Below are 24,561 nucleotides of genomic sequence, written 5' to 3'. Positions count from 1 at the left end.
GAGACAAAACCTCCTGAGGAAGGGTTTAGAGTTGGGGCATGATAACCGCAAAAAGGCCGCCGGCAGATAAAAACGGGGCCAGCGGCAGCGACGTTTGTTTAGCAGATTGGTAACCGGATTTGATACCAATTCCTGCAGCAATGAATAGAACAAGTGTTAAACCAATGAGGCTTTGAAGCGTGCCACCTACAGGACCTAGCACAAAGCCACAAGCAGCCATGAGCTTGATATCACCGCCGCCAAGCTTACCTTTGGAGATTACAGCAGCAACAAAGTAAGGTAAGCCAGTCAGGAGCATCCCAGATAAGGAGAAGAGAGGGGAGAAGTGGATGAATCCTACAGAGGTAATAGCTACTGAAAGAGAATCAGGAATCTGACGAGTTTTGATATCCTGAATGCTAGCACAAGTCAGGAGCAAGGTGAGAAGTAAATCTTTCAGAAGGATGACATTTATGGAAAGACTCAAAGTTGATCCTCCTGCGACGGCCATTCCGGCAGACTTCTGTAGGGATATACCTTTTGGCTTTTGGCAAAGCGAACCATGAAGCGTACTTGATCGAGAACAGCCAGATTATTTCGGTCTTTCGTGGTCATCATGACTGAGGCGGAAACACCAGTTAAGAAGGTAACTAATGCCATCGGCACGCTGCCATTGATGAGCCAAAGAAGTAACGCCAGAAATACAGTGAGCAATGAACCGATAAAAGACTGACCTAATTGCTGCTTGCCAAAACCGGGAAACCATTCGGCTTCCGGCTTCACACCCATCGGAATATACAACGTTTGCGAATCTTGAGTCATCTCATGCCTCCTACTGGTAATAGAACAGAATGATATCTTTCACTTGCCAGATGCTTTCAGCAAGAATGTAAAAGAGTACAACATTCCGGCTGCGTTTCTTGTATTTGGACGCTTCCTCATCAGCTCCAGCCAGACGTACCATGCAATACACAAAGCGACAAGCGCAGCCAAGACGGATTAAGGCGATAAGAGCTTGTGCCAACTCATCCAGGGTATCCATGCTGTCACCCAGCCTTGGTCATTTTGCGGGCCATCCCTACGAGTTTGACGGAGTGATAGACATTGTTAACAACGCCACCACCACCACCACCTGATGTAATCAAGAAATCGGAGAGAAAACGTGGTGTCTTAATCGCGAGCATCATACAGGCTAAGCCCCAGAAGACATGGGATTGCAGCATCAGCCCTACACCTAATTTGGCTAAGGCGATTTGAATGACTACCGTCAGCATGGATTGCATAAATTTCTGAGTATAGGCACGGAATACACCGCGGTCATTATCCAGTAATCCAGCGCAGGCTAGCGGAATACCAACACGAAGGATGAACATCTCGAGTCCGCGCATGAGAAACTGGAAATATAGAATAAAGAAACAAACCACAAAGACCAATCCGAACAGTGCTGTCACAAGTCCGAGTGAGCTGATGCTGTTAACCCATACCTGCCAGTTGTAGTCGGTCGATTGTCCGATAACGGTCAGTAACTGATTGGTTAACTCTTCGACCATTTGACCGATCCAGGTATAGATGGTGGGGAAACAAATGGCGACAGCCATTGCTCGAAAAAATTGGTCAGTAGAAACAGCGGTTCTTCATCCGGATCGCCATCGGTCCACAGGACATAGATCTCAAAGCCCTTTTTCAGAAATTTGAGAATCATTACTGCAACTCCAAAACCAAACAAAATATCGTACAAGCTTTCCAGTAGATTCGTTCCGGTTGTGAGGGTCATGTATTTCTCTGCATACAAGGAAATGGGGAGGATATCTTTTAACAAGGTGTCCATATAAATCAGCGCTCCATTAAGTAGAGCAACGACGAGCAGGAGCAGGATCTTCTCCATCTGTTCCTCCTTTCTGAAGGAAGCGGCTTGAAAGCCGCTTCCCTTGAAGGCTGCTTAACCTTTGTAGTTGAACATCTCCTTGATGCGTTGAGTAAGGGTAGGCAGGATTGTTCCTTGAAACAGCAGATAAAGGCCACCAAGAACGAGTGCGCCAATTACAACTGCCATCAGGATCTTTACGGCCGTATCCACAAAACCTTCCCCGCTTTGGTTGTTAAGCACTATCTTTGCATTGCTTCCCATGTGATCAAATTTCTTCGGTACAGCCTTCATCCATTTTTTCATTATTCATAACCTCCAATTATCAGTGTGAGAATAGAAAAGAGCCTGCTGTAGTCAGCAAGCTCGCTTTACTTGTAGTAGCCAATGATGATATTCAGGGTTGCTGCACCGAGTACCGCACCAATGCAGGATACAACGGCAACAATGATGCGGTTGTTCCATTTTTTAGTGTCCATCTCATCTGCGGCAGAGCGCCGGATACTAAAATAAACAATGAGCAAGCCGGAAACAACCGGAGCCAGGATCATCAGCCAGGTTGTAACATCACCGATTAATTTCTCGGTCCCGCTCACCAGCTTGCTACCCTTAATGTCGCCGGAAGCATAAGCAGATGCGGATTCAAACAAATTGTAGTATAGCGTAAAAAGTATGGCTGCTGCAGTTCGTATAACCGAGGAGAAGCGGCCGGATCTTAATCGTCGTCTGAACCCGGAGGGAAGAATGCGCTTTGAGCGGCTGCTTGTTGCCGCTGTTCGGCCATCTGCCGGGTAATGTCTTTCTGATAGTAGATCCAAATGTTCCAAAGTTTCACCTCCTCAGTAGTATTCGTTCGTATGATTCGCCGCATTTCTCGTTCTTCTCTTACTTTGCGATTGTGCTCCTTGTCCCCAAGGCCCATCATCTTGTTAAACGCCCAGGAGGATAGATCGGGAGAATACATCATCGCGGGATGAGAACGAGAAATTACAATCTGGTAAGGGCGTGAGACACGGTGGACCTCGTCTACGGTTAGCAGCTTGCGCTCAAGCAGATTCAAGCTGTGTGAAGTGCTGGGCGTCGAATATTTGCCATGCGATGCAGAAAGCTGGTAACTGGACGTTGTATATGTTCCGAGCTTCTCACTGACTTCCCGCAGTGTCTCTAAATCGTCAGCCTGCAAGTATATCCAGGTCTGACAATTTGATTTGATCGTACTGGCTACGTGGTCATCGTATTTTTCTTTCAATTGTTCAAAGCTTTGTAGAAACAGGTTAAAGCGCATTCCACGCCCACCGCCGACCGTCAACTTATTCGTGAAATCGGCAATCGGTGTAAAGTTACCGAACTCATCAAGGATAAAATTGACCCGTTGTTTTAAGCGTCCCCCGCGTTTGTCTGCTTCGGTAGTTAATAGTTCATACAGCTGGGATACCATAAGCGAGGCCACAGGATAAAAGGTTGTTTTCTCATCGGGGAGGATAATAAAAAGCGCCTGTTTCTTATTGCCGATGTCGGCTAAAGAAAAGTCGCTTTTGTGTGTGATGGCATAAATGGATTTGGATGTGAAGAGGCGCAATGTGGTCAACGCTGAGGTATAGAAACTACCTTTGGTGCGGGAGGGAGCAATGTCGGAGATGCTGAGCAGAGCCCGAGCAGGATGGTTCTGTGGCAACCGTTTAATGTACTCCTGCATAGGTGTTTTGTTGCCGATTTGTTTGTTCATCTCCGCTAAAAACCAGTAGACATTGGTCATATTCTGAAACTCCGGGCGCTTGACGTTATCCCACACGACACTAAGGATCGAGGCGGCGATGACAGACATTTCTCCGTTGGTCCAGATTTTTTCACCCTGAGCTTTGCCTACCAGCACATTCGTCATGTCCCAAGCGAGCATTTCTGCTTGCTCTTGGTCTCCAGCCAGCGTTGCGTCGATGATAGGTTGAAGCAGATTATAATGGTGACTCTTTTCAGGATGGCGGAAATCGAGAGCAAATACTTCATAACCCAGCTTCTCCAGCAGGACGCTACTATAATGAAACAGCTCTGCCTTCGGATCGGAGATAACCAACGACTCTCCGGCTAACGCCAAGAGTCCGATGGATTGAAGGACCACTGTTCGAGATTTCCCGCTGCGCGTCGCGCCGATACAGAGAGAATGAACATCGTCCCCTATAAAGAAAAGACGCTCCTGACTTCGCGCTTGTTGTAATCCTAGGACAATGCCACCTGATTGAATGAGAGGTGGTGTTGCAGTTGGGCGAGGATTGTTAACCGAGGTGTTCACTTTCGGAATAGACTTCGGATGAAGCATTCTCAAGGTTATATTCCTCCTTCAAATCTGTTCGTAGAAAATATAGGTCATCATAGCCGGTTTGAATCAACTGGCGAATAAAGGGATGATGTAGATCGAACAATTCGCAGTCGAAGGCATGAGCCCATTCCTCTTCCTGGAGCCATCGTGCAGAACCATGCTGGTTTTGTCCGACGACCACAGGTGTTTCAATCCCGGGGGCGATTTGCTTAAGTTTGCTTTGATATGGCCGGTTATTGGAGACGAAAAAGAGAGCGGACAGAAGTAGAGCAAATCCTTGAAGACAAAGGAAAAGCAGAAAGTGAATTCTGTTGGTAATAACACTAATTAGGCTTGTATTTAGGGAGGGGACAGTGAGGGTTGAAGTTGAACCAGATAAGGCACCATGTAAGGCCGTGGAGAAAAAAGATTGAAGATCGAAACGATGATTAATAGAAGCGTGCAAAGCAGCAGCTTTTGTTTCGTTTTCACCACTCCGGCTCCTCTGTGGGTTCAAAAAAATTATCAGGTCGTTCTCTCAGGGAGATAGAATCTTGATGAGATTGCGGGAAGTCTTCGTATTGTTCAGTAACAGGGAAGCGGGCCTCCTGATCCAGCTGTATTTGTAGAAAGAGTGATCGCGGAGCCGGCTGATCATAAATACGGCCCCATTCTTCAACATGAAGATTATGCATCGTTACATAGACGGGATGATCCTCGCATAAGGTGTGCACCAGGCTATCTTCGTTGATGATTTGTTCCAGCATTGCGGGATGAGAGGCGGACAATTCATAAACCGGAATGGAGCAAGCATCGAGTGGATAAAACAGATAGTTTTCTTGACCAGCTGCTACTTCCTGTGCCATCTCCGACAGACAATGCTTTGCGATCGTATGATGTACCGCGAGTGCCCACTCTCCGTCATGATTCACCATGGAGATACCATTATAGAACTCTTGGCTCTCCGTAATGTCTCCCCAAGGTGTAGTTGCTGGTGGGGTCATTCCACCAAAATACTCTGGAGCAAAGAACTCTCCATCCTGGGCCAATTTTTCTGGCGAGACGCACCATACTTTGAATTCCGGATCCGTAATTGCATCCTTCTTGAGCAGTTCATAGGCAGGGATGATACTTTTGGTGTCGTCGAAATAGATATGATCACCGTTTGACTCTCCAGCTTGCAGCGCTTCTTCACTGAGCACTTCTTTGGCATAATCAGCATCCACAACAATGCCGCTATTGCGTTCGGCCATCAAGCCGTACACATGCAGGCCAATTTCCGCGCAGGTTAAAATATTACCCCATATCGAGCTTTCGGGCTGAGGCATGGACTCACTTCCTTCTATACAAAAGATGAGTTATTACCGTCCTTCTTCGGTAATTTCGAGCGTCTCCGAGTTACCATCAAAATCATGACTAAATTCTTGCTCGTAATTCAGCTGGATTTCCCGATCTTTAAGCTCGGGCAGTAGTTCCTCCAACCGGTCGATCAGGATCTGGACCTGTTCGAATTGGTCCATAGTCTTGTCGTTGGGACTGATAAGGAATTTGACCATCTCATCATGAATGAGAATAAGCTCATTTTCGCTGAATAGTTTCTTACCATCTACCAGGCCGCTGCGGACGGCAAAGTTCTCCATCGCTTCATTTCTGTCATAAAAATATTGGCGTTGTACCGGTATTCCATTCTCTGGAGCAAGACGATAGGTCGAAAATACATATTCGAATAGAGGATGATGTTTGCAAGCAAGAATGACATCCCCGTATTCACTAAGCTTGTAGACACCATTTGTGATCTTCTCATCCTTATCGGTGTATGGCTTTTCGGTACAAACGCCCAGCTGCAAGGCTGTTTTCCGTGCTAGGTCTGAAATGCTGCTCATAAGCCGATCTGGGACAGTAACAAAAGGATTGCGTTCAATGCTGTCCATCCGCGTATAGAAGGCAATGATCTGGCCCTTCAGATACAAATCTGCTAAATAGTCCGCAGATGTGGAACGCCGAACCTCAATCCCTTGCTGGGATAGGGCAGCAAAGAAGCTTTTATAAAATTCACTTTTACTTTTCGTTCGAATCACATCCTTCAAGAAAGGCTACTGTTCGAGATCCAGTTCAGCTTGAAGCGGCGAATGAAGGGGATTTGAAGAATGGGGAGTCAGTGACTCGATTTTCTGTAGAAGGAGGTCGATGGATTGTTTTTCGTTATGCCCTAGTGTGGAATCATTGATACTGCGATAGAGCAGAGCGGCGTAAAGCGAACTGAGCTGATCGATATCAAACAGTCTACCCTTGTCGAGTAATCCACTCCGCATTAGAAAATCGTCCTTTGCCTTCTCGTATTCGTTGCGATAAAAATAATGGCCCATGGCAAATCCAGTCCGCTCGCTATTCATCTCCCATGTAACAAAGCGAAACTCACCGTCCCCGTCGTAGCGGCCGGCTAACACATGATGGTTATATTCCAGCATACTTCGGTAACTGTTCAAACTGGAGATTCCAAGCTGGGCAGCATTACGATAGGTACTCTCTATCTCCCAGATCTTTCCGACAATGATTGGAATCTGGTGAGCAAGTGCAGCTTCGGCATTAGCTGGATAATGAATTTCACCATTATCATGAATAAATGCGATAGGGTCATTCTTTTGAAGAACGGAGAGAAGGGAGGACGATTCACGCCGTATATTCAAACCCAAACGGGAGAGTTCTACTTCCAGCACCTCCTTCATTCGATTATTGATCTCCATTCGCCGATTGCTCCTTAAGCTGAGATGGACTCTCCTGAGAAGGAATTACTTGAGGTTGTTGTTTCGGTTTGTCTTCTGAAGGTGGTCGATGTTTCCGTGGAGTTTGACGCATCAGTTTCTCAAACGATTGCAGCTTTCCATTGGTAAAAAACATTTGATCATTCCTTTCGGTGTGGTTGGAGACTCACATTACCTATCGAATCCTTTATCCTTATTCCGTAGGAGCCATTCTTTCTTAGCCTGCTTCGATAAGTCACCTCCCATTAGCTTGCTTTTGTCGTCGTAATCCATTTGGGCATTCATCGCCAAGCCTTCCATCATGTTAAGCAGCTCAAGCACTAATTGCTCTGTCATGGCATACTGCCAATTAGCTTGTTTGATATTAAAGCTGGCATCCTTCTCTAGCTGGATGATGTTGCGAACCGTGGAGAGGATGCGGTTGGCGATACGTTTCTCTGCTTCAGCCTGATATTTAGCACGCTGCCTATTCAAATGATCTGGAATAGAATCATAAAGCATTGCCAGGTTTATTTTGGCCTTAACGTAATCATCTACCATCTGATCCAGATAGCGATTCTCTTGCAAGATGTTCTGTACAAACTTATCCAGCAGTGTTTTCGATTCAGGAGGCAACAGCTTGTACGCAAGTCGTCCGGATTTCGGCATTTGTTGACGCAGTTGAAAAAGCTGTTCAGCCAACTTCTTGACAGAAGAGGGCTCCACCAAATGATGTTTGGGAAAGAGGAGAAGAGAGTCTTCATCATCAATTTCGAATCGCTGCTGGAATGCTCGAAATGCTTTTGGGTTCAACTGCTTCAGATAGTTCTCAAATTCTGATACCAATTGATCGGTAATCTCGGATACTCCAGATTTGGCCTGATCCCGCATGGCAATAAACTGTTTGATTTTATAAGCGAACGTGTCTTTAATCAGCTGTTTGCGAATACGATTGGGGACTTGGGGAGAAGTGTAGTTCTTCATGATTTCTTGTTTCTTATCCCAGAACACTACATGAAGATGAGGATGATCTATTTCGTTATGAAAGGCGGCAGCCCAGCATAGATTCTCTGTTTTAATCTGGTTTTGGGCTGCAAGTGTGGCAATGTGCTGTTCGATATACTGCTGCCATGCCGTGAAGTTTGATAGTCCTAGTTCCATTGCAGTTTCTCTGCGGAAAGAAATAATGCCACGAAACATGTTTTTGCCTTGCTGCGAAATATCTCGGACAGTTCGTGCCACTTCTTGCCAGGAATCAAATATCTGCATCTCGCCGGGCTTTAGTTTTCCGAATAGACCATGGTTTTTCGCATCATGCCGAACTGCACCGGGGCGGGTGGCGATATAACCAATATGACAGTAATTGCTGACTGCAGTTTTGGGCTTATTAGGATGGAAGAAGCGTTGCTTATAGATCAGAGCCGACATCGATATCGCCTCCGCGCAGTCGCTCAGCATCCTGCTCAAAACCATCACCGGAGAGGAATAGCTTCTCCACATCAGTGAGCTTCATCTTCATGTATTCCACTGCAAGCTGCCGAGCCTTCTTCTCAATCTCCCGGAATGTTGTATAACGATTCATATCGATTAAATCCGCAATGATAGCAATGGTGGAGTAATAAGAGGCGGCGGACATGATGAGGTCTTTGCTAGCCAGTCCGGCTAACCGGTTACTCAAACTATTGATGGCAATGGTGATCTCCTGGCGGATAATAGTAGTGATGAAATCAATCTCTTCGGTATAGGCATCTACAGACATCCCCTTTTGAATAAAGGCACGTACGATATCTGCCATACTGAGATGCTTGGTAGCTGCATACTTTTTCAATGCTTCATATTGTTTCTTTGGGAGCTTGACGGTGATCTGTATGGTTTTCTCAGCTTGTGCCATGGCATCTCCTTCCCTTTGGGGTACTCTTAAGCGACATTCGTTTGCCGGGTGAAAATCACTAAAAATGTCGGTGGAAGCTCTGCTTCCACGCTGTTTTCTAGCAAAATGACATTTTGCTATTCCTGCCTTTACACCACCACCACCGGGCGGTGCCCTCTGGTAGTGGGACGGCAGTTCTCTTATCCAATGAGAAAAAAGTCTAAAGTTCATAATCACAATCCTCCTCATGAATAGGTGATTTCGCTTTGAGTGGGGCCTGACGCATAGAAACCAGATCTATATTGAAATCCTTATTAAGTGGTGTCTGGATACTGGTCTGATATCCTAACTCATCATACGTATGGGCAAATTTAAAGGCAGCCTCTTGTCCCCAATTGGGAGCCGGGCTGCCATCTCGATAAGTGGCGTTATAATCATTGTCTAAGCAAAAGATGATTTCATGAATAGTGTGTTGGGATAGGAAGCGCTCTAAGGCATTATCTGATAAACACCCGAGGGAAATTCGATGATCTGCTCGCCAGTCCAGCCCGTTCAGCTTGGTGAGTGTGGCATGGCTCATGGCGTCGATGGGGCTTTCACATACGTAAACCCGCGAACTGTTGTTACTACCAGGAATGAGAAAGGGGTAGCTTTTATCTGAATGTATTCGATCCTGCTTAAAAGGGCGATTAGGGTTGCAACCTCTCATCGAACAGTACTTAGGAATTCCATCAGGATCGTATCCGATGAAAACACAGTTTCCGGTTTTGGATTGCTGGTAAAGCTTTTTATCGTGCATGAGTTGGGACATGATTTCGGAGTCAATTCCTCGAACGTGTACGAGATACCAAGCGACTCGCCTATAGTTGGATGCCTTGTCTGGAAGGGTGAGTTGGCCGGCTGTTTGAGGAGAATGGAGCAGAGGAGTGAAGCGTGGGATTTCGCTCTCCAGTAGAAAAGCTATAGCTTCTTTGAAATTCATATTCCAGAATTGCATTACAAAGTCAATTGGGCCGCCGTGGGTATCGGTGGAGAAGTGATAGTACTTATTGCTGTCTTTGAAAAAGTAAAGACCGCCACTTTGCTTCGCATGAAGCGCGCGGCGGCCACCATTTTCGAGGATGTAGCCATGCAATTTAGCAAATTTGATAAGGTTGATACTATGGGCTTGTCTGATTTGAATTTGCATAAGAGAAGGTTTTATCATAATTTCCTCCATAAGCAATGAAATCCAAAATAATATTTTTATTGTGATCTATTAAAATGAACTTTAAAAAAGGAATAACTAGGGAATTGTCGAAATTAGTAATAAAGTCATGCAAATTAGGTATAAAAGTAGCATTTGAGTTTTTATTAATCATTAATAGTAAAAAAGCCATTGGGGGAAAGACCATGCAAATATCAAAGTTATACTTGAAAAATTTCAGAAGTTTTGGTGATGAAGGTACTACAATAACGTTGAAAAAAATGTCTGGATTTGTGGGAGAGAACTCTTCAGGTAAAACTGCATTAATACATGGTTTAGTAAAACTTTTTGGTGTGTCAGCACATGATCGAACAATTGAAAGATCGGACTTTCATGTTCCATATCAAAGTACAATAGAGTCGATAAGGGAACAAAACTTATCAATTGAAGCACGAATAGAGTTCCCTGAATTAGTAGATAGTCCAAGAGAAGGTCATATAGTTAATACTATCCCCCCTTTTTTTAATCATCTAGTTGTTAATTCAACTGGCGAAGCGCCATATCTGCGTGTGAGATTAGTTGCAAATTGGACGATTGGTAATACCCCTGATGGTGATATCGAACAGAAGTTGTACTTTGTGACCGTAGCTGAAGAAACTGATGAATCTGATGAGGATTTGGTACCAGTCACTCCACATCAACGTTCGGCAATACAAGTTATCTATGTGCCTGCAGTAAGAGAACCTTCTTTGCAACTTAAAAATGCATCAGGTACAATTCTTTGGAGAATTTTAAATAACATCAGTTGGCCAGATAATATTGACACAACTATAAAAACAAAGATGGAGCCTGTTAACGAATTTTTTGATGAGATAGATGGAGTTGCTCAGATTAGAAGTGTTATTGGTGAGGAATGGAAGAAATACCATAAAGATGTTCGATATCAAGATGCGAAACTACAATTTAACAGTTCAACATTAGCTTCAATATTAAAAAAAATTGAGGTCTCATTTTCTCCAACTCATGAATTAGGGGAATATAGTGTTGATAAGTTAGGCGATGGACTTAGGTCTTTGTTTTATTTATCATTGGTATCGTCGTTATTAGAAGCGGAAATGAGAATTACTGGAAGTTCAATTGCATCTTTGACGCTTCTTGCTGTAGAAGAACCGGAAAATCATATTTCTCCACACTTATTGGGTAGAGTTATGGGGAATTTAAAGGATATAGCACTAAAGGAAAATGCACAAGTTGTATTAACGTCTCATAGTGCTTCAATTGTTAAACGAGTTGATCCAGAAGATTTAGCACATCTGAGAATTGATTCCTCTAGTTTTACAACAAAAGTCAGAAAGATAATTTTACCTAATAAGACATCAGATGCGTTCACATATATTAAGGAAGCAGTGAGAGCCTATCCAGAAATATATTTCTCGAGATTAGTCATTTTGGGAGAAGGTGATTCTGAGGAGATTGTTATTCCTAAGATATTAGAGATGTATGGAGTTAATCCCGATGATCATGGTATTTCTATTGTGCCATTGGGTGGTAGACATGTAAATCACATGTGGAAACTACTTAACGAGCTAGATATTCCGCATATTACACTACTAGATTTGGACCGTGAACGGGGTGGCGGTGGGTGGAGTCGAATCAAATATGCCATTAAGCAGTTATTGTTAAATGGTCGAGAACGCGAGGAACTATTAAAGGTATGGTATCCAGAAGATAATGATAGAGAAGAAATTCTTACTGACGTTGAACTTGAAGAGTTTGACGAATATTCAATGGAACCAGATTGGATAGAATCAATGAATAATTTTTGGATACCAAGATTGATGGATGATAAATTTAATGTATTTTTTTCAGCACCAATGGACTTGGACTTCCTTATGCTAGAAACTTTCCCTACTTTCTATAAAGAAACAGTTCCTAGAGGGCCTAGCTTCCCAAATCGTGTTCGTACACCCAAAAAGTACGAAAAGAAAATAAAAGGCGGGATTATTGCAGCGTTAAAAAATGAAAAAGCAACGGGACATACATATTCAGAAGAACAACAGAAACTAATGGTTTGGTATAACACTTTATTTCTTGGGCGAAGCAAACCAAGTACCCATATTGAAGCCTTATTAAAAATAGATGAGGATACATTTCTCACATTAATGCCAGAAGTTTTTATTAAGCTTGTTGAGAGGGTAAGGGAACTGATAGAAAGGAATGCATAAACCTTATGATATATATTAGTCCAGAAGACTGGAGACCGGTAGATGGGATTTCGCTGGAATCGACTGCAACAATAGCGGTCAAAGCTGAGATCAATAATCTTATCTTGGCAGGTCCTGGTGCCGGGAAAACTGAGCTACTAGCCCAACGCGCTTGTTATTTATTGCAAACAAATTTATGTTTATCTCCTCAGAAAATATTAGCTATTAGTTTTAAAGCAGATGCAGCGGAAAATTTAAAAAAGAGAGTGGAATTAAGGTGTGGTAAGGAGCTTGCGTCAAGATTCGAATCAAGGACATATGATTCATTTGCAAAACACCTTCTTGATCATTTTAGATTAGGGATTCCTGAATCTTACCGACCAGAAAAAAACTATAATTTAGCATTTACTCAAAGAGAAATACAAGATATTTCAATTGGATATATAACTGAGCGTCATCCGAATTATCCTAATTGGCAATATGAAATTAATTTCAATGTTTTATTTAGACGTCTGTCAGAAGATAGCTTGCCCATTTTTGAAGATGGAGATGATATATATACCTGGATTTTAGAAAAACTCTGGGATATTATGGTGCATGGAAAAAATGGGCTGCCAAGTACGTTGACGTTTCCAATGATATCTAAACTTGCAGATTTTCTACTGCAAAATAATCCTTTAATAAAAAAAGCGATTCAGAAAACCTATAGTCATGTTTTTTTGGATGAATTTCAAGATACAACCTATCTTCAATATGAGTTGGTAAAGACGACTTTTTTGGAATCATCCGCAGTTCTGACAAGTGTAGGAGACGATAAGCAACGAATTATGGGATGGGCAGGAGCCCTTTCGGATTCCTTTGAACAGTTCAAACGTGATTTTCATGCAGGCCAAATTGAATTAACTCAAAATCATAGATCCGCTCCCAGGCTTATTGAAGTTCAGAACGTGTTGGCGAAAATAATTAATGAAACTTCGACTGAGGCCGTAGTTTCATTAAATAACATGGAGAAAGACGGAAAATGCGAAATTTGGAATTTTAATACTCATATTGATGAAGCTGTTTTTGTGGCTTCAAGTATCGTTAAAAGAATTCAGCGAGAAAATGTGGCTCCCCGAGATATTTGTATACTTGTAAAACAACAAGAACTGGTATATGCAAACTTTGTAATTGAAGAGCTGGGGAGAAAAGGGGTCCACGCCAGAATTGAAAAGGAATACCAAGATCTACTTACTGAAGAATGCGTACAAATAATCATTGATTTTTTTAAACTGGCGACAATGGGTAAATCTCATGAATCATGGATAAAAGTATCAGACTTGTTAGTTTATATTGATGGGTACGATATTGAATTAGAACATCACCAAATATTTAGGATGGAATTAGAACTTAATGAACACATTATACAAATAAAAAGTGCATTAAACGAAATGCCTAGCGATAGGGAACTTTGTGAGCAAGGAATTGAGATGATTATTGATGGAATTTTCTCTTATATAGGTAAAGAGAAGTTATTTCGATTGTATCCAAAATACTCGAAGGGAACATATTTTAATAGACTAATCAAAGATACTGTGGGGAAATTAGCCGATGCTTATGAGAAATATATAGATTGGGAGAGTTCTATATCTGATTTCCTAGGTCTTTTTAGCGTACCAATTATGACGATTCATAAAAGTAAAGGTTTGGAATATGATACGGTTATATTTTTAGGTTTAGAAGACGATGCATTTTGGACGTTTAGAACACAGAGACATGCTGATATGTGCACTTTTTTTGTTGCATTATCAAGGGCAAAAACACAGTGCTTCTTCACTTTCAGCAATTCAAGAGAAGTATTGCGCTTCGGAGATATCCAAGTAAGACCTCAGTCAAATAATAATATTTCATCTTTGTACCAACTCTTGCAAGAAGCAAATGTTAAGGTTAGAGATTTCACTGGTGAAAATGAGAACTGAGGGATTTTAAGGGGAGTTAGCAATATTTATTTACTATTTAAGGGGTTTCTGATTTTTCATTATTCGACATTATTCCCATAAAGTATTTGATATAATGATCGAGCTACCAAATTATATTGAGAAGATAAGTACAGATTTATTAAAAATATTAAAAGTATTCATGCTTCGACTTTATTGGAAGTATAATCCTTGTTATAATAATACAGAACACTTGTTCTTGTTTGATATCTGTTTATTGTAAAAAGCAGATCTATAAGGTCTCAAGTTTGTATTATTAAAGAAGAGGTGTATTTTATGTTTACTGCGTTATATCGGACATTTAATAGCTTTCCTGTAAATGTTTTATATGAGTTAAATGAATCTTCGTCGCTAGAAAATTCAGAAGAATGGATTACCGATTTATCTGTTAATGAACAAAATATTACACTAGAGTATTTTCGAACTTTTCGTTCTGTAGAACTACTCTATGATTTTATCACTGAACAAGAAACCCCCGAAATTTTGAGTAAGACTTATAAAGCTAGTTGTAGTATCTCTCTGTATAACAAACGAATTGTGATTTACGGTAGCAAAGCGGCATGCAGTAATTTAGAAAGATATTTAGAAAAGAAGGCACATATTAAACTATTTTCTTCTAAAGTTGAAATGCAGGGAATCCTAAATAAAATCTCAACCAAAATGTACCAGATTAAAAGTGTAGAATACTGCAATGTTGAATTTTTGAATGTGAATTTAAATTCGCTTACTTTAAATGTTAAAACAAATATAGATGCTCAACAAATTTTGAGTAAAGTACCATCATCTCCATCAAAAACGAGTATAGAAATTTACTATGGTAAAACGTGCTATAAACTAAATATTGATTTTATCAACGGTTCAATGAAACTGAATTATGATTCGTTTAAAAGTAATGACATAGAAGATTTAAAGGAATTGATTCTGAGCTTTTTTGAGGAGGAGTAATTTTGTCAGAAGAACAACAATATCAAGGAGATAGATGGACAATACAATCAAAAACCATCTTACAGAATTTGGGATGGACCCAGGTCGGTGACTCCAATTTTGATATTAGCTGTGTGAACAAAACTGCACACAAAACAAAGACAAGGGATAGGGTTAATCCTCACGGAATTGACCTAGTGTTTTCTTTTTATGATCCCTATAGTAAAAAGGATATCGGACTGATAGTTGAATCTAAACATCGAAAATGGGATGGAATAAACATAACGCAAATTGAGGAATTTGTTAAACAGCTGCAAATGACAATTGAATGCGCTGGTTCGAGTGAAGTATTACAACAATTGGAATGTCCAACTGTAAGAACAGGACTTCTAATGATATGGTGCAATGAACCTGAGCTATTTGAGGAGAATAAGTATAGAGAGTACCTCAAGAGATTAAGACTTACTGCAAAGAGAAGTAACCCTGTTACTATCTATGTGGCTTCAAACACTGAAATTTTAAAGTGGTGTTCTTTAATACAGAAAATGAACGTATTACGTAGTAATTCCGATACTACGGAATTTAAATTTTTCTATCCAAGTGATACATATAGTGGGGGGAAGAGTTCGCCTACAAGAAGAGATCATGTCAATATAGTCCACCTATTCTCAAGTTATATCTTTGCTAAAAGCAAAGAGAAGAAGGTGTTTAGAGGAATTAGTCTTTTAAGTGAAGTCAGCCATGTTTTCTTTTTTACAGCGCCAACCTTAGAAGAATTGAATTTCATGTATTCCTGCATACAACCTTTCCAACTTGAAGATGCAACTGAATTAAGAATTCATTTGTATAATGACGACACAATCTTTAGACCACAAATCGAACAGTTCATTAGATCAAAACGAAATGAACTGAGCCAACAAGAATCTGATTTAGAAGTTAATATTGATTACATGATCAAGCTTGCTAATGTACCTGAAGAATACAATAAATAGTATAAGTGAGGAAAGAATATGCAACTAAAAAAATACCCTAATAGATTTCATGTTAGAAAGGTAATTGAGCAATTTATGAACAACAAAGACTCAAGAAGCTTCTTCCAAGAACAAGGAATACTTATTCAAGCAGTAAAAAGAAAGGATGTCGCAAAAATCGGAGCAGACCACTATTTTTCACGAAACAAATTTCTGAAACTTAAGGAAAAAATTGAAACAGAACATAATTACAAAAAGACCGGAAGGATCGAACTGCCAAAGGAACAAATTGATGATCTTAAGAATGTGCTGTTGGAAATGAATGGAATACAACTAGAGAATGATGAAGAACATACAAAAGTAACTGTAACAGAATATAGTACTGGGGGATGGAAATTCACGATTGATTATACAGAATATAAACCTAGTATGATTGATTTATTAGATAGAACAGATAGAAGGGTAGAAGTAACTGTTAATTATCAAAAGGACACATGTAGTTTAGATTTTGATACGGTGGCTAGTAACGATTACAGCAAAGTTACTCAAATAATCAACTACATCCATCAAAAGAATAATGATTTAAAATTGGATTTTTCTGAGATTAGCTTAAAAATGTTATCTTGTGAGAAGAGAATCCAATTGTTTAATGAATTTTTTCAGCACGATCACTCGCCCTGGAGATTTGAAGAAATTAAGAAACTTAAAGTGAAACGTGATGAGGAGGGGGCTAAATCAGAAGAGAATCCTATTTCTGCAGATCAGCTTCAAGGGATAAATTCGGCAATTATAGATGGCAAGAACCTTATTGAAAATAGTTTTGTACAGGGTACACTTGATAGTGGTTTTTATTTTTCGATGGCAACAATGAGATTTGAAAATATTGAAGATGCTCGATTTATTGATGTTGCTATTGAATTTAAGAGCAGACCAGAAAAATGTGAAACCAAAATGGTTAACTCAGGATTTTTTGTTGAGGAATTTGAAGAAACAGTGGAAGAAAGTACGGTTTTTGAACCGAGAACTCAAGATGATATTTTGTTTGAATTTAAAAATGTACTTTATCAAATTTTCCGGAAATTATTAAGAGAGAGTAGAGCTTCTTTTTCTGCAAATGGAGCGGAAGTGAAATTTTTTGACGAGGCTGGAGCGACTAGAGAGTCTCAATAATGAGATATTTAAGTTGAACTCTATGCTGTGTCAGCATTGTTTTAAATAGCGAATCTTATTGACTCTTAGATTTTCAAATATCGTTAAAGCTCTAGTTCAATAATTTTAATAATTCCATATCTCACTTGAAATCTGTGTAACCATTCATCATATAAAGTTTTACAATCAAGATTTAATAAAACTTCAATTGATTGATGAGCATTAAGGTTTCCAAAGCAAGCAGACGCTGATGCTTGAATTCGCTTTTTAAGTTCTTTATCACTAAGTTCTGAGGAAGGAATAGCTAATTCATCAGGGCTTACTTTCTTAACTTTTTTGCTCCTTTTGAAGTGAGGAATAAAATCAATATTATTATCTCGTGAATGTGAGGTTAAATTAGCTAATAAATTATGTTCATCAATTTTGACCTCCCTCGAAATCAATTCTACTGTTTTTTGTTTTCAGCGACTTCAGCATCACGAAAAGTACATTCCTCAAACATCAGCTTTTCAATTACTTGAATAGGAGGATGGATTTTTGTCCAAGCAGATCCTTCATAGAAATGGGCTTCTATACGTTTTCATAGTTTAAAGAAGGACCCTAAATAGAAGTATTATTTTGTATTAGTAATACATACAAAATACGATTTTTCATAATGAAATTATCCTCCGCTCACATTGCGAGGGTTAGAGTGACACCTAAAGCCATTTAGCACTATTATATATTTTGATTATAACTGTTGGAAAGTAATATGTTTGAGCCAAATCTACTGATTGCTTTATTTCGATATATATTTTATTAATTACTAAGTTCTTCAGCTTCTTGATGCAATTGTTTTACCTGATTATCTTTGTGCTGTTCTTCTATGATTTGAGTTTGGTTATTAAATTCCTCGAATTCTAACTCTAAGTTAATCTCCATTTGACGAGTCACCATGTTCTCGAGTTTTTGTTCAAACTCAAAAGACTTGCTTGCTTCATTCCTTGCTTCAGTAAGTTGAATTTGAATATCAAGCAACTTTTGCTCAGTAGAATGGAGGTTCACCGGTATTTTCTCAATAATATTCTCTAGACGGGTAATATTTCCTATCTCTGACTCGCCTAAATCAGTCGAGTATGTCTCAGCACCATTGAGGTTGATGCAGGAATTATTAAAAGCGGAGCGACCTAAATACAGCTCAAATCCACGGTAACGTCCTATATGTTTTGTATCTCCGGTGTTAAACTCATTCACCTTCGAAAGAAGGAGTATCAACTCTCCAGCCTCTAGTTTCTCATTATAGATTTTCCCTTCAAGCTCAATGGAAAATTCATCGCCTCTTGTTTGTTCAGCCAATTCAACATCTGCTTGAAAATGAGCAATGCGATGTTCACAAGCTTGTATCTCCCGTGGATATTGCTGTGAAATTTGTCTTTCCATGATCAAACGCTCATTATTCCAATTGGCCTTAAGTAGCTTTAATCGGATCACTTCATTATCGACCTGCATTTTTTCTGCTAAAAGAGGATTAGCTGTAGCGATAGCCTTCACCTCGGCAGCTGACAACACCGTTTCATCTGCATCTTCACAGGAGCGGGAAATGCTTTTATCGGTCATGACTTGTGAAATATAACGGAGCTTCTGCTCTTGAATCTGCCACAGGTAGCTATCAAACGTACCCTTAGTCACATAGCGAAAAATCTGGATCGTTTCGTTTTTATTGCCTTGCCGAAGGATTCTTCCATCACGCTGAGTAATGTCTGCTGGTCTCCAGGGACAATCAAGGTGATGGGCGGCAACAAGCTGATCCTGAACATTTGTGCCAGTTCCCATCTTCTGTGTCGAACCGAGCAAGATACGTACTTCACCGCGGCGAACCTGTTCAAATAACTCCTCGCGTTGTATATCCGTTTTAGCATCATGGATAAATGCAATCTCTTGTTCAGGAATTCCTTTATTGATTAGTTGTGTTTTGGTTTCATCGTAGACATTGAAGTATCCTGGCTTGGGTGTGCCACTATCAGAGAAAATGACTTGAGTAAGTCGATCAGATCTGGATTGTTCCCAAATATCAAAAACGTTGCTGATACATCGACTTAACTTGGAATCAAATTCAACCGGAGCCTCAGGGTTTACCAGACGGGGATCAATGGACATGAGCTTGGCTTCATTCGTTAATTTCAGCATATTGTCTTCGGTAGCCAGCACATCATTGTTACGGATTTTCTCAGCACGTTCGACAAAGCTGTCCATCATCATTTTTTGGAAGGGAGAGCATTCAGTGACGACAATCTCCGGCTTCCCATCTTTCAATTCGGGAACCGGAAGCTTGAGCATTTCGGCAGTTTGAATATCAGCAACGGTGCGAAATATGTTCATGAGTTCCGGGAGATTATGAAATTTGGCAAACCGGGACTTCATGCGATACCCACTGCCTTCAGGTGTCATCTCGAGCGAGGAGACAACTTCTCCAAAGGTGGCTGCCCAATTATCGAAAAAGTCCAAACCGAGTCGCTTTAAAACCATTGGCTGCAAATAACGCTGCATCACATACATCTCAGACATGCTATTGCTTATCGGTGTCCCTGTAGCGAATACCACACCTCTGCCTTGATTTATTTCCTGGATGTATTGACATTTTAAGAGCATATCCATGGCACGCTGACTACTTGTTTTACCTATACCGGCCACATTGCGCATTTTGGTGAAAGTAAAACAGTTCTTGTAGGCATGCGCTTCATCAACAAATAACATATCAACGCCAAGCTGTTCAAAGTAGAGCAAGTTATCTTTTTTATCCTCATTGACCAAACGCTCCAATCGATGCTTAAGTTGATTTTGGAAAATGACCATCTGTTTAATCGTCCAGTTGTCACCCTTTTCCCTTTTGACCTGATCAATCATCTGGGTAACTCCATTGATTTCATTTTGCAGTAATTGTTCCTGACGCTCATGAGATATAGGGATCTTTTCGAATTGGCTGTGGCCGATGATAATTGCGTCGTAATCACCCATGGCGATTTTAGAGACAAAGCGATTTCGGTTCTGCATACTGAAATCCTTTTTTGTGGTTACCAGGATGTTGGCAGCAGGGAAGAAGCGCATAAACTCATTGGCCCATTGTTCAGTTAAGTGGTTGGGAACACAATAAAGTGGCTTTTGAATGGCTCCCAGCTGCTTTAAATACATGCCTGAAGCAATCATAGCAGCGGTCTTACCGGCTCCCACCTCATGAGCCATAAGGGCGGTCCCTGAGTATATAATTCTTGCTGCAACGTCTTGCTGGTGTTGCCGGAGCTCCACTTCTTCACTCATACCCTGAAACACAAGATGGCTGCCATCATAAGTACGTGGACGGAGAGTATTAAACTTCTCATTATAGATACCCAGTAATATATCTGCCCGGTCTTTGTCCTTGAACAGCCAAGATGAAAAGGCCTCTTTGATTTGCTGCTGCTTGGCGCGGGCAATCATCGTTTCCTTGGCGTTCACCACATATTTGATTTGTTCATTTCCATTCTGGTCGAAATAGGTTACCGGATCACGAACAGTAATACTCTGCAGGTTCAAACAGCCTTCATAAATGTCGTATGCATTTACCCGCGATGTACCAAAAGTGCGGTTTACTTTTATTGATTCCCGTTCCAATGATTTGCCGGAGACGCGCCAGGAGTTCGCATATTCCATGTACTCAACATTGATATTTCCAGCAGATTGATGATATCCTGCCGTTCCAAATGTCTCATACATGAAATCACGGTAATACTTGATTGGAATCCACGGACTTCCAATCCGAAAATCAATATCACCCGGTAATAGTGGAGCAGGTTGCACAGCACTCAGGGCGGTTACATTACGCTCAAACAACTCGGGATATTCCGATGTTTTCAGCTTGGCATAGGCTAATTTGTCTTTTACATTTCCGGATAAGTATTCTTCATCCAGTTCCCAGCCTTCGTCTCGATTGCCAACATATTTCTGGGGATTAAGGAACAGCCGGTCTCCAAGTTCATCTAAGATCTCTTCTGTTGATTTGCCATATAATCTCGACATATAGGATAGATCTACTTTGAGCTTCTGATTCAGGCAGATTTGAAGAGCTTGTAAAGCTGAATCAGCATGTACCGGCATGCGATTCGGACGAATCGTGGGTTTAGTGAATACCTGAGCTTTTACCCAATTCTTCTCGGGTGTCATATCCTCAATGGAGCGTAGTAAGGGGAGTTGATCATCATCTGAAAAAGCGGCAGTATTGGCTCGATCATTAATGGGCCCGTGTCTGTTGACAAATTTATCGTAGACTTCATTTAGTCGCTGCTGTCCCAGTTGGAGTTCAGAGATGTTGTAACCATATTCTCGGGATTGAATGTCGATCACCGTTTTGAGGGCATTCCGAATGTCACACAACCCTTTAATGCGTTCTGCTTTTTTGCCCTTGATGTCTTGGAAAAGCAAATATCCATTTTCGCAGAAATAGATCTGATTATCCTTGATCACGTAAGTGAAATTCTTGGTTCCTGCATCCGCTGGTTGCGCTTGTTCCTGTCCATCCTCTAAGTCCTCAATTTGAATGTCATCGGATATGGCTGAAAAATGAGCTTTTAGAGAATGAAGAGCAACGCTTAAGTCTGCATATAGATCCTGCTGAGGTTTAGGGAGGCAAGCAGTAGTTCGTTCTGAACCATACATGCTGCGATCCCAGTTCATATCTCCAAGCACCATTTCGGGATGATGAACAAAATAAGTATTGATCGGAATGCCATCGGGTGTACGGGAGACCGAAATCCAATCTGGGAATTGTTCAGGGTCCAGTTGCAGGGGGTGATCCAGTTTCTGCAGGAATACCATGTCGGTAGTTACTTCAGTACCGGCAACTGCTTTGAAAGCAGTATTCGGTAAGCGAATAGCACCAATGAGATCAGCTTGTTCTGCTAACTCTTTGCGGATCGAAGAGTCTTGTTTATCAAGTGTACCTTTACTGGTGATAAAGGCTATGATCCCGCCCGGCTTCACCAATTCCATTGATTTTATGAAAAAGTAATCATGGATCAAGTAGCTTTCTTTAAAGCGATGATCGAAGACTTGGATGTTATTGAAAGGGATATTGCCGATAACAGCATCAAAACAGCTTGGAGTAAAGTTGGTTGTCTCAAAACCTTGAACATGGATTTGTGCTGAGGGGTATAATTGCTTGGCCATCCTACCGGTGATTCCATCCAGTTCAACGCCAAAAAGCTTTGCTTGCTGTAAGGTGTCAGGAAGTACAGAGAAGAAGTTTCCGGTACCCATAGCAGGGTCAAGGATTTTACGGTGTTCTCCGTCATTTAGGCCAAAGCGCTCGAGTGCTTGATAGATGTAACGAATTAACTCCGGCTCTGTGTAATAGGCTGTAATCGTGGAGTTCAGTGCTTCAGTATATTCTCTTTCATCCAGCAAATGTTTTAACTCCGCAGCTTCATGTTCCCAATCTTTTGCATTCTCATTAAAGGCATTTGCTAGTCCGCCCCAGCCCACATACCCAGCTAATATCCTTTGCTCGTCAGGTGAGGGAACACGACGTTCAGATTCAAGCAGTTTCAGAAGACGGATTGCTTCTATGTTACGTTTGTATTTGCTTTTAGCTCCGGAAGGATACAGGGATACTTCCGGATTATGATGGAAGTTTTGAGGTGTGGAAGCAGGAACTATAGGAGGGTCTTGAGTTACAGAAGGAGTACTTTCAGTTTCTTCTTGGGACTGAGGAGGAAATGATTTGTGATTCTCGGTGGATCCGATTTCTATAGGTTCAAAGTGGATAGGGTCTCTAGGAGAATCAGCCTGATTATTAGTGTCTTTCACCTGCTGAACGTAATCAAATAATGTCCATTCCACTTCTTGCAGGGGGAAGGCGGGTAGGCTATCGTCATAGCTTCCATTTTGAATGAGCTGCAGGAGGGTAGTAGCTATAGTTCTCCAGTTGATAAGCACCTCATGGGAACCTGCAATGTCTGACCACATTAGTTCGATTCCTTTTCCAGAGTGAGTATATCCGGTCAAGCCTTTTCCAAAATTGCCTCTGGCACCACCAGTCCCGTATCGATTTTTAAGCAAAGGAATCAGGTCAGGAGCTTTCGTAACCGAGTGTTCGAATACGTAAGAGTAGATGACTTGTTTTCCTTGCATTGAACCCATACCACTGCGGAGCAAATACTCTAACATTTCTTGTTCCGATGTGATTATACTTTGGTTTTTTTTAGGCAATAAAAAAGAACCGCTGTTTGGCGGTTCAGAAGATAGTGTATGGAAAGGGGGAGTTATCTGGGTCTCAAGATGATCTCGTTCAGTACCAATTCCTCTGCTGTTGATTTGATCTGGTTCAAGTGACGTGTCCGCTCCAGAGTATCTTCGGTCTGAGGTATCGGCTGAAGCCGGAGTAACTGGTCCGTCAGTTGTTGCATCCTCTCGTTCGCTTCTTGGTCGATTTGGTGCATTTTCTTCATCAGATTGCCCTGCATCTTTAGGCTCATTAATCGATGGGGATGATGATTCCTGAGATAGTTTAAGCTCATCCTTCCGTATTTGCCTAATGGCTGTTGGTCGGCCTCCGCCTGACTGGAGATCTGTATCAGAGGATACAAAAGTCCGTCTGTCTGCTGACTGTAGTTGAGATTCAAATTCTCTTTGTTCATAATTAACCATCCTTTCTTGTTGTATTAATTTGATATGCCTACCGATATCGAGCAAAATCTCTTTGGAAATCTCAGTTAGAATGCCGCCCAGTCGGGACATTAGCGGTACATTGTTCCAATCGTTTATAGTATCGAACACCGGAGTTGAATCTGGCTCTGGAAGCCTACACCGAGAATGAATGAAGTAGATGCTGCTGGCGGCAATCAATTCCTGCATTTGTTCTTGCACGCCGGAAATAGGAAATGTGGCAAAAGGATGATTTACCATATCCAGCTCTATATCCTGATATAAGTCAAAAGATGATATATGCTGTTTAACCAGCTGTGTAATACATAACCCTAGATCATTTGTTTCATTGGAGGATAGACCGTGAGCGAGTTCAACCAAATCTAGCCCCTGTAAACTCCAGGGTTGAGGAGGGACTCTCCCATGAGTTTGAGAGACATCGAATAAATAGTCTATATGAGGCCTATTCTCCTGAAAGTTACTGACACCAATGGCTTTTTCTCCTCGATTAATGTACCGGCCCAGTTTGTTCCAAAGAGGAAGGGAGGCCAACATGGTAGCCTCTGGATTCTGCATGTATATGAGAAGAGCATTATCAAAAGAGTACTTATAAATACCAGAAGCAAATTTTAAATAATCCATCCAGTCTTGTGGTGACTGCGAAATTTGTGATACAGCCGACTGATAGATAGATCTTAGTGTTGTAACATGAGCCATGATGGTTATCCTCCCTTCCAATGTATGAAATGT

General features: G+C 41.2%; 20 protein-coding genes and 1 pseudogene. 5 read left to right on the top strand and 16 right to left on the bottom strand.

Annotated elements, in window-relative coordinates; translation table 11 throughout:
• Positions 1 to 25 precede the first annotated feature (25 nt).
• The 14 genes and pseudogenes from JI735_RS33025 to JI735_RS32955 form a co-directional block, all read right to left on the bottom strand.
• Positions 26 to 466: a prepilin peptidase gene (locus JI735_RS33025; protein WP_039835703.1), complete on the bottom strand. Its 441-nt coding sequence runs from the start codon at positions 464 to 466 to the stop codon at positions 26 to 28.
• The gene (locus JI735_RS33020; protein WP_039835702.1) at positions 463 to 801 is read right to left on the bottom strand and encodes a hypothetical protein; all 339 of its coding nucleotides are present in this window, start codon (positions 799 to 801) and stop codon (positions 463 to 465) included. Before JI735_RS33020 ends, JI735_RS33025 begins: the two co-directional genes overlap by 4 nt.
• Positions 802 to 811: 10 nt before the next feature.
• Positions 812 to 1,021, bottom strand: coding sequence for a hypothetical protein (locus JI735_RS33015; protein WP_039835701.1), 210 nt, complete (start codon positions 1,019 to 1,021; stop codon positions 812 to 814).
• A 4-nt stretch (positions 1,022 to 1,025) separates the two neighbouring features.
• Positions 1,026 to 1,807: pseudogene (locus tag JI735_RS36670) on the bottom strand (conjugal transfer protein TrbL family protein).
• Between the two features lie 111 nt (positions 1,808 to 1,918).
• Positions 1,919 to 2,149 carry a DUF6133 family protein gene (locus JI735_RS33000; RefSeq protein ID WP_039835699.1) on the bottom strand — a complete coding sequence of 77 codons (231 nt, stop codon included), beginning with the start codon at positions 2,147 to 2,149 and terminating at the stop codon, positions 1,919 to 1,921.
• Between the two features lie 65 nt (positions 2,150 to 2,214).
• Positions 2,215 to 2,493 (bottom strand): Mbov_0395 family pilin-like conjugal transfer protein, encoded by a 279-nt coding sequence (locus JI735_RS32995; protein ID WP_202676838.1) that lies wholly within the window; start codon positions 2,491 to 2,493, stop codon positions 2,215 to 2,217.
• 65 nt (positions 2,494 to 2,558) lie between these two features.
• A complete protein-coding gene (locus tag JI735_RS32990; protein ID WP_233476544.1) occupies positions 2,559 to 4,157 on the bottom strand; it encodes a VirD4-like conjugal transfer protein, CD1115 family in 1,599 nt (532 codons plus the stop codon).
• Positions 4,114 to 4,653, bottom strand: coding sequence for a hypothetical protein (locus JI735_RS32985; RefSeq protein ID WP_202676836.1), 540 nt, complete (start codon positions 4,651 to 4,653; stop codon positions 4,114 to 4,116). The genes JI735_RS32990 and JI735_RS32985 overlap by 44 nt, the downstream gene beginning before the upstream one ends.
• Positions 4,625 to 5,464: a hypothetical protein gene (locus JI735_RS32980; RefSeq protein WP_202676835.1), complete on the bottom strand. Its 840-nt coding sequence runs from the start codon at positions 5,462 to 5,464 to the stop codon at positions 4,625 to 4,627. Before JI735_RS32980 ends, JI735_RS32985 begins: the two co-directional genes overlap by 29 nt.
• A 33-nt stretch (positions 5,465 to 5,497) precedes the next feature.
• Positions 5,498 to 6,214, bottom strand: coding sequence for a hypothetical protein (locus JI735_RS32975; protein ID WP_233476543.1), 717 nt, complete (start codon positions 6,212 to 6,214; stop codon positions 5,498 to 5,500).
• 15 nt (positions 6,215 to 6,229) lie between these two features.
• Positions 6,230 to 6,880 carry a hypothetical protein gene (locus JI735_RS32970; RefSeq protein WP_051051932.1) on the bottom strand — a complete coding sequence of 217 codons (651 nt, stop codon included), beginning with the start codon at positions 6,878 to 6,880 and terminating at the stop codon, positions 6,230 to 6,232.
• Positions 6,881 to 7,069: 189 nt separating this feature from the next.
• Entirely contained in the window at positions 7,070 to 8,305 is a 1,236-nt protein-coding gene (gene mobP3, locus JI735_RS32965; protein ID WP_202676834.1) for a MobP3 family relaxase, read from the bottom strand.
• Entirely contained in the window at positions 8,286 to 8,978 is a 693-nt protein-coding gene (locus JI735_RS32960; protein ID WP_202676833.1) for a hypothetical protein, read from the bottom strand. Before JI735_RS32960 ends, mobP3 begins: the two co-directional genes overlap by 20 nt.
• Positions 8,968 to 9,954 carry a DUF3991 domain-containing protein gene (locus JI735_RS32955; RefSeq protein WP_202676832.1) on the bottom strand — a complete coding sequence of 329 codons (987 nt, stop codon included), beginning with the start codon at positions 9,952 to 9,954 and terminating at the stop codon, positions 8,968 to 8,970. Before JI735_RS32955 ends, JI735_RS32960 begins: the two co-directional genes overlap by 11 nt.
• A gap of 56 nt (positions 9,955 to 10,010) precedes the next feature.
• Between JI735_RS32955 and JI735_RS32950 the strand changes: the two genes are divergently transcribed.
• The 5 genes from JI735_RS32950 (at position 10,011) to JI735_RS32930 (ending at position 17,178) form a co-directional block, all read left to right on the top strand.
• On the top strand, positions 10,011 to 12,158 hold the full coding sequence (locus tag JI735_RS32950) for an ATP-dependent nuclease (protein WP_325175561.1): 2,148 nt from the start codon (positions 10,011 to 10,013) through the stop codon (positions 12,156 to 12,158).
• 5 nt (positions 12,159 to 12,163) lie between these two features.
• Complete coding sequence (locus JI735_RS32945) at positions 12,164 to 14,095, top strand: UvrD-helicase domain-containing protein (protein WP_051051392.1); 1,932 nt, start codon at positions 12,164 to 12,166, stop codon at positions 14,093 to 14,095.
• Between the two features lie 294 nt (positions 14,096 to 14,389).
• Positions 14,390 to 15,058, top strand: a complete 669-nt coding sequence (locus JI735_RS32940; protein WP_039832577.1) for a hypothetical protein — start codon at positions 14,390 to 14,392, stop codon at positions 15,056 to 15,058.
• Positions 15,059 to 15,060: 2 nt separating this feature from the next.
• Positions 15,061 to 16,029 (top strand): PD-(D/E)XK nuclease domain-containing protein, encoded by a 969-nt coding sequence (locus tag JI735_RS32935; protein ID WP_039832576.1) that lies wholly within the window; start codon positions 15,061 to 15,063, stop codon positions 16,027 to 16,029.
• An 18-nt stretch (positions 16,030 to 16,047) separates the two neighbouring features.
• On the top strand, positions 16,048 to 17,178 hold the full coding sequence (locus tag JI735_RS32930) for a hypothetical protein (RefSeq protein ID WP_039832574.1): 1,131 nt from the start codon (positions 16,048 to 16,050) through the stop codon (positions 17,176 to 17,178).
• Between the two features lie 83 nt (positions 17,179 to 17,261).
• Here JI735_RS32930 and JI735_RS32925 read toward each other — a convergent pair whose 3' ends face one another.
• A complete protein-coding gene (locus JI735_RS32925) occupies positions 17,262 to 17,600 on the bottom strand; it encodes a hypothetical protein (protein WP_157771227.1) in 339 nt (112 codons plus the stop codon).
• A 355-nt stretch (positions 17,601 to 17,955) separates the two neighbouring features.
• A complete protein-coding gene (locus JI735_RS32920) occupies positions 17,956 to 24,528 on the bottom strand; it encodes an N-6 DNA methylase (RefSeq protein ID WP_039832573.1) in 6,573 nt (2,190 codons plus the stop codon).
• Between the last annotated feature and the right edge of the window lie 33 nt (positions 24,529 to 24,561).

Origin of the sequence: Paenibacillus sonchi (assembly GCF_016772475.1) — a bacterium.
In the GTDB taxonomy this organism is placed as follows: domain Bacteria; phylum Bacillota; class Bacilli; order Paenibacillales; family Paenibacillaceae; genus Paenibacillus_AQ; species Paenibacillus_AQ sonchi.
Note: the sequence above shows the minus strand (reverse complement) of the source record. Positions and strands in the feature narration are given on the sequence as shown.

Excerpts from the sequence above, each read along its gene's own strand:
- mobP3 (WP_202676834.1), bottom strand. The coding sequence starts at position 8,305 with ATGTCGGCTCTGATCTATAAGCAACGCTTCTTCCATCCTAATAAGCCC.
- JI735_RS33020 (WP_039835702.1), bottom strand. The coding sequence starts at position 801 with ATGACTCAAGATTCGCAAACGTTGTATATTCCGATGGGTGTGAAGCCG.
- JI735_RS32920 (WP_039832573.1), bottom strand. The coding sequence starts at position 24,528 with ATGGCTCATGTTACAACACTAAGATCTATCTATCAGTCGGCTGTATCA.
- JI735_RS32940 (WP_039832577.1), top strand. The coding sequence starts at position 14,390 with ATGTTTACTGCGTTATATCGGACATTTAATAGCTTTCCTGTAAATGTT.
- JI735_RS33000 (WP_039835699.1), bottom strand. The coding sequence starts at position 2,149 with ATGAAAAAATGGATGAAGGCTGTACCGAAGAAATTTGATCACATGGGA.
- JI735_RS32960 (WP_202676833.1), bottom strand. The coding sequence starts at position 8,978 with ATGAACTTTAGACTTTTTTCTCATTGGATAAGAGAACTGCCGTCCCAC.
- JI735_RS33015 (WP_039835701.1), bottom strand. The coding sequence starts at position 1,021 with ATGGATACCCTGGATGAGTTGGCACAAGCTCTTATCGCCTTAATCCGT.
- JI735_RS32955 (WP_202676832.1), bottom strand. The coding sequence starts at position 9,954 with ATGATAAAACCTTCTCTTATGCAAATTCAAATCAGACAAGCCCATAGT.
- JI735_RS32930 (WP_039832574.1), top strand. The coding sequence starts at position 16,048 with ATGCAACTAAAAAAATACCCTAATAGATTTCATGTTAGAAAGGTAATT.
- JI735_RS32970 (WP_051051932.1), bottom strand. The coding sequence starts at position 6,880 with ATGGAGATCAATAATCGAATGAAGGAGGTGCTGGAAGTAGAACTCTCC.
- JI735_RS32980 (WP_202676835.1), bottom strand. The coding sequence starts at position 5,464 with ATGCCTCAGCCCGAAAGCTCGATATGGGGTAATATTTTAACCTGCGCG.
- JI735_RS32990 (WP_233476544.1), bottom strand. The coding sequence starts at position 4,157 with ATGCTTCATCCGAAGTCTATTCCGAAAGTGAACACCTCGGTTAACAAT.
- JI735_RS32945 (WP_051051392.1), top strand. The coding sequence starts at position 12,164 with ATGATATATATTAGTCCAGAAGACTGGAGACCGGTAGATGGGATTTCG.
- JI735_RS32950 (WP_325175561.1), top strand. The coding sequence starts at position 10,011 with ATGAACTTTAAAAAAGGAATAACTAGGGAATTGTCGAAATTAGTAATA.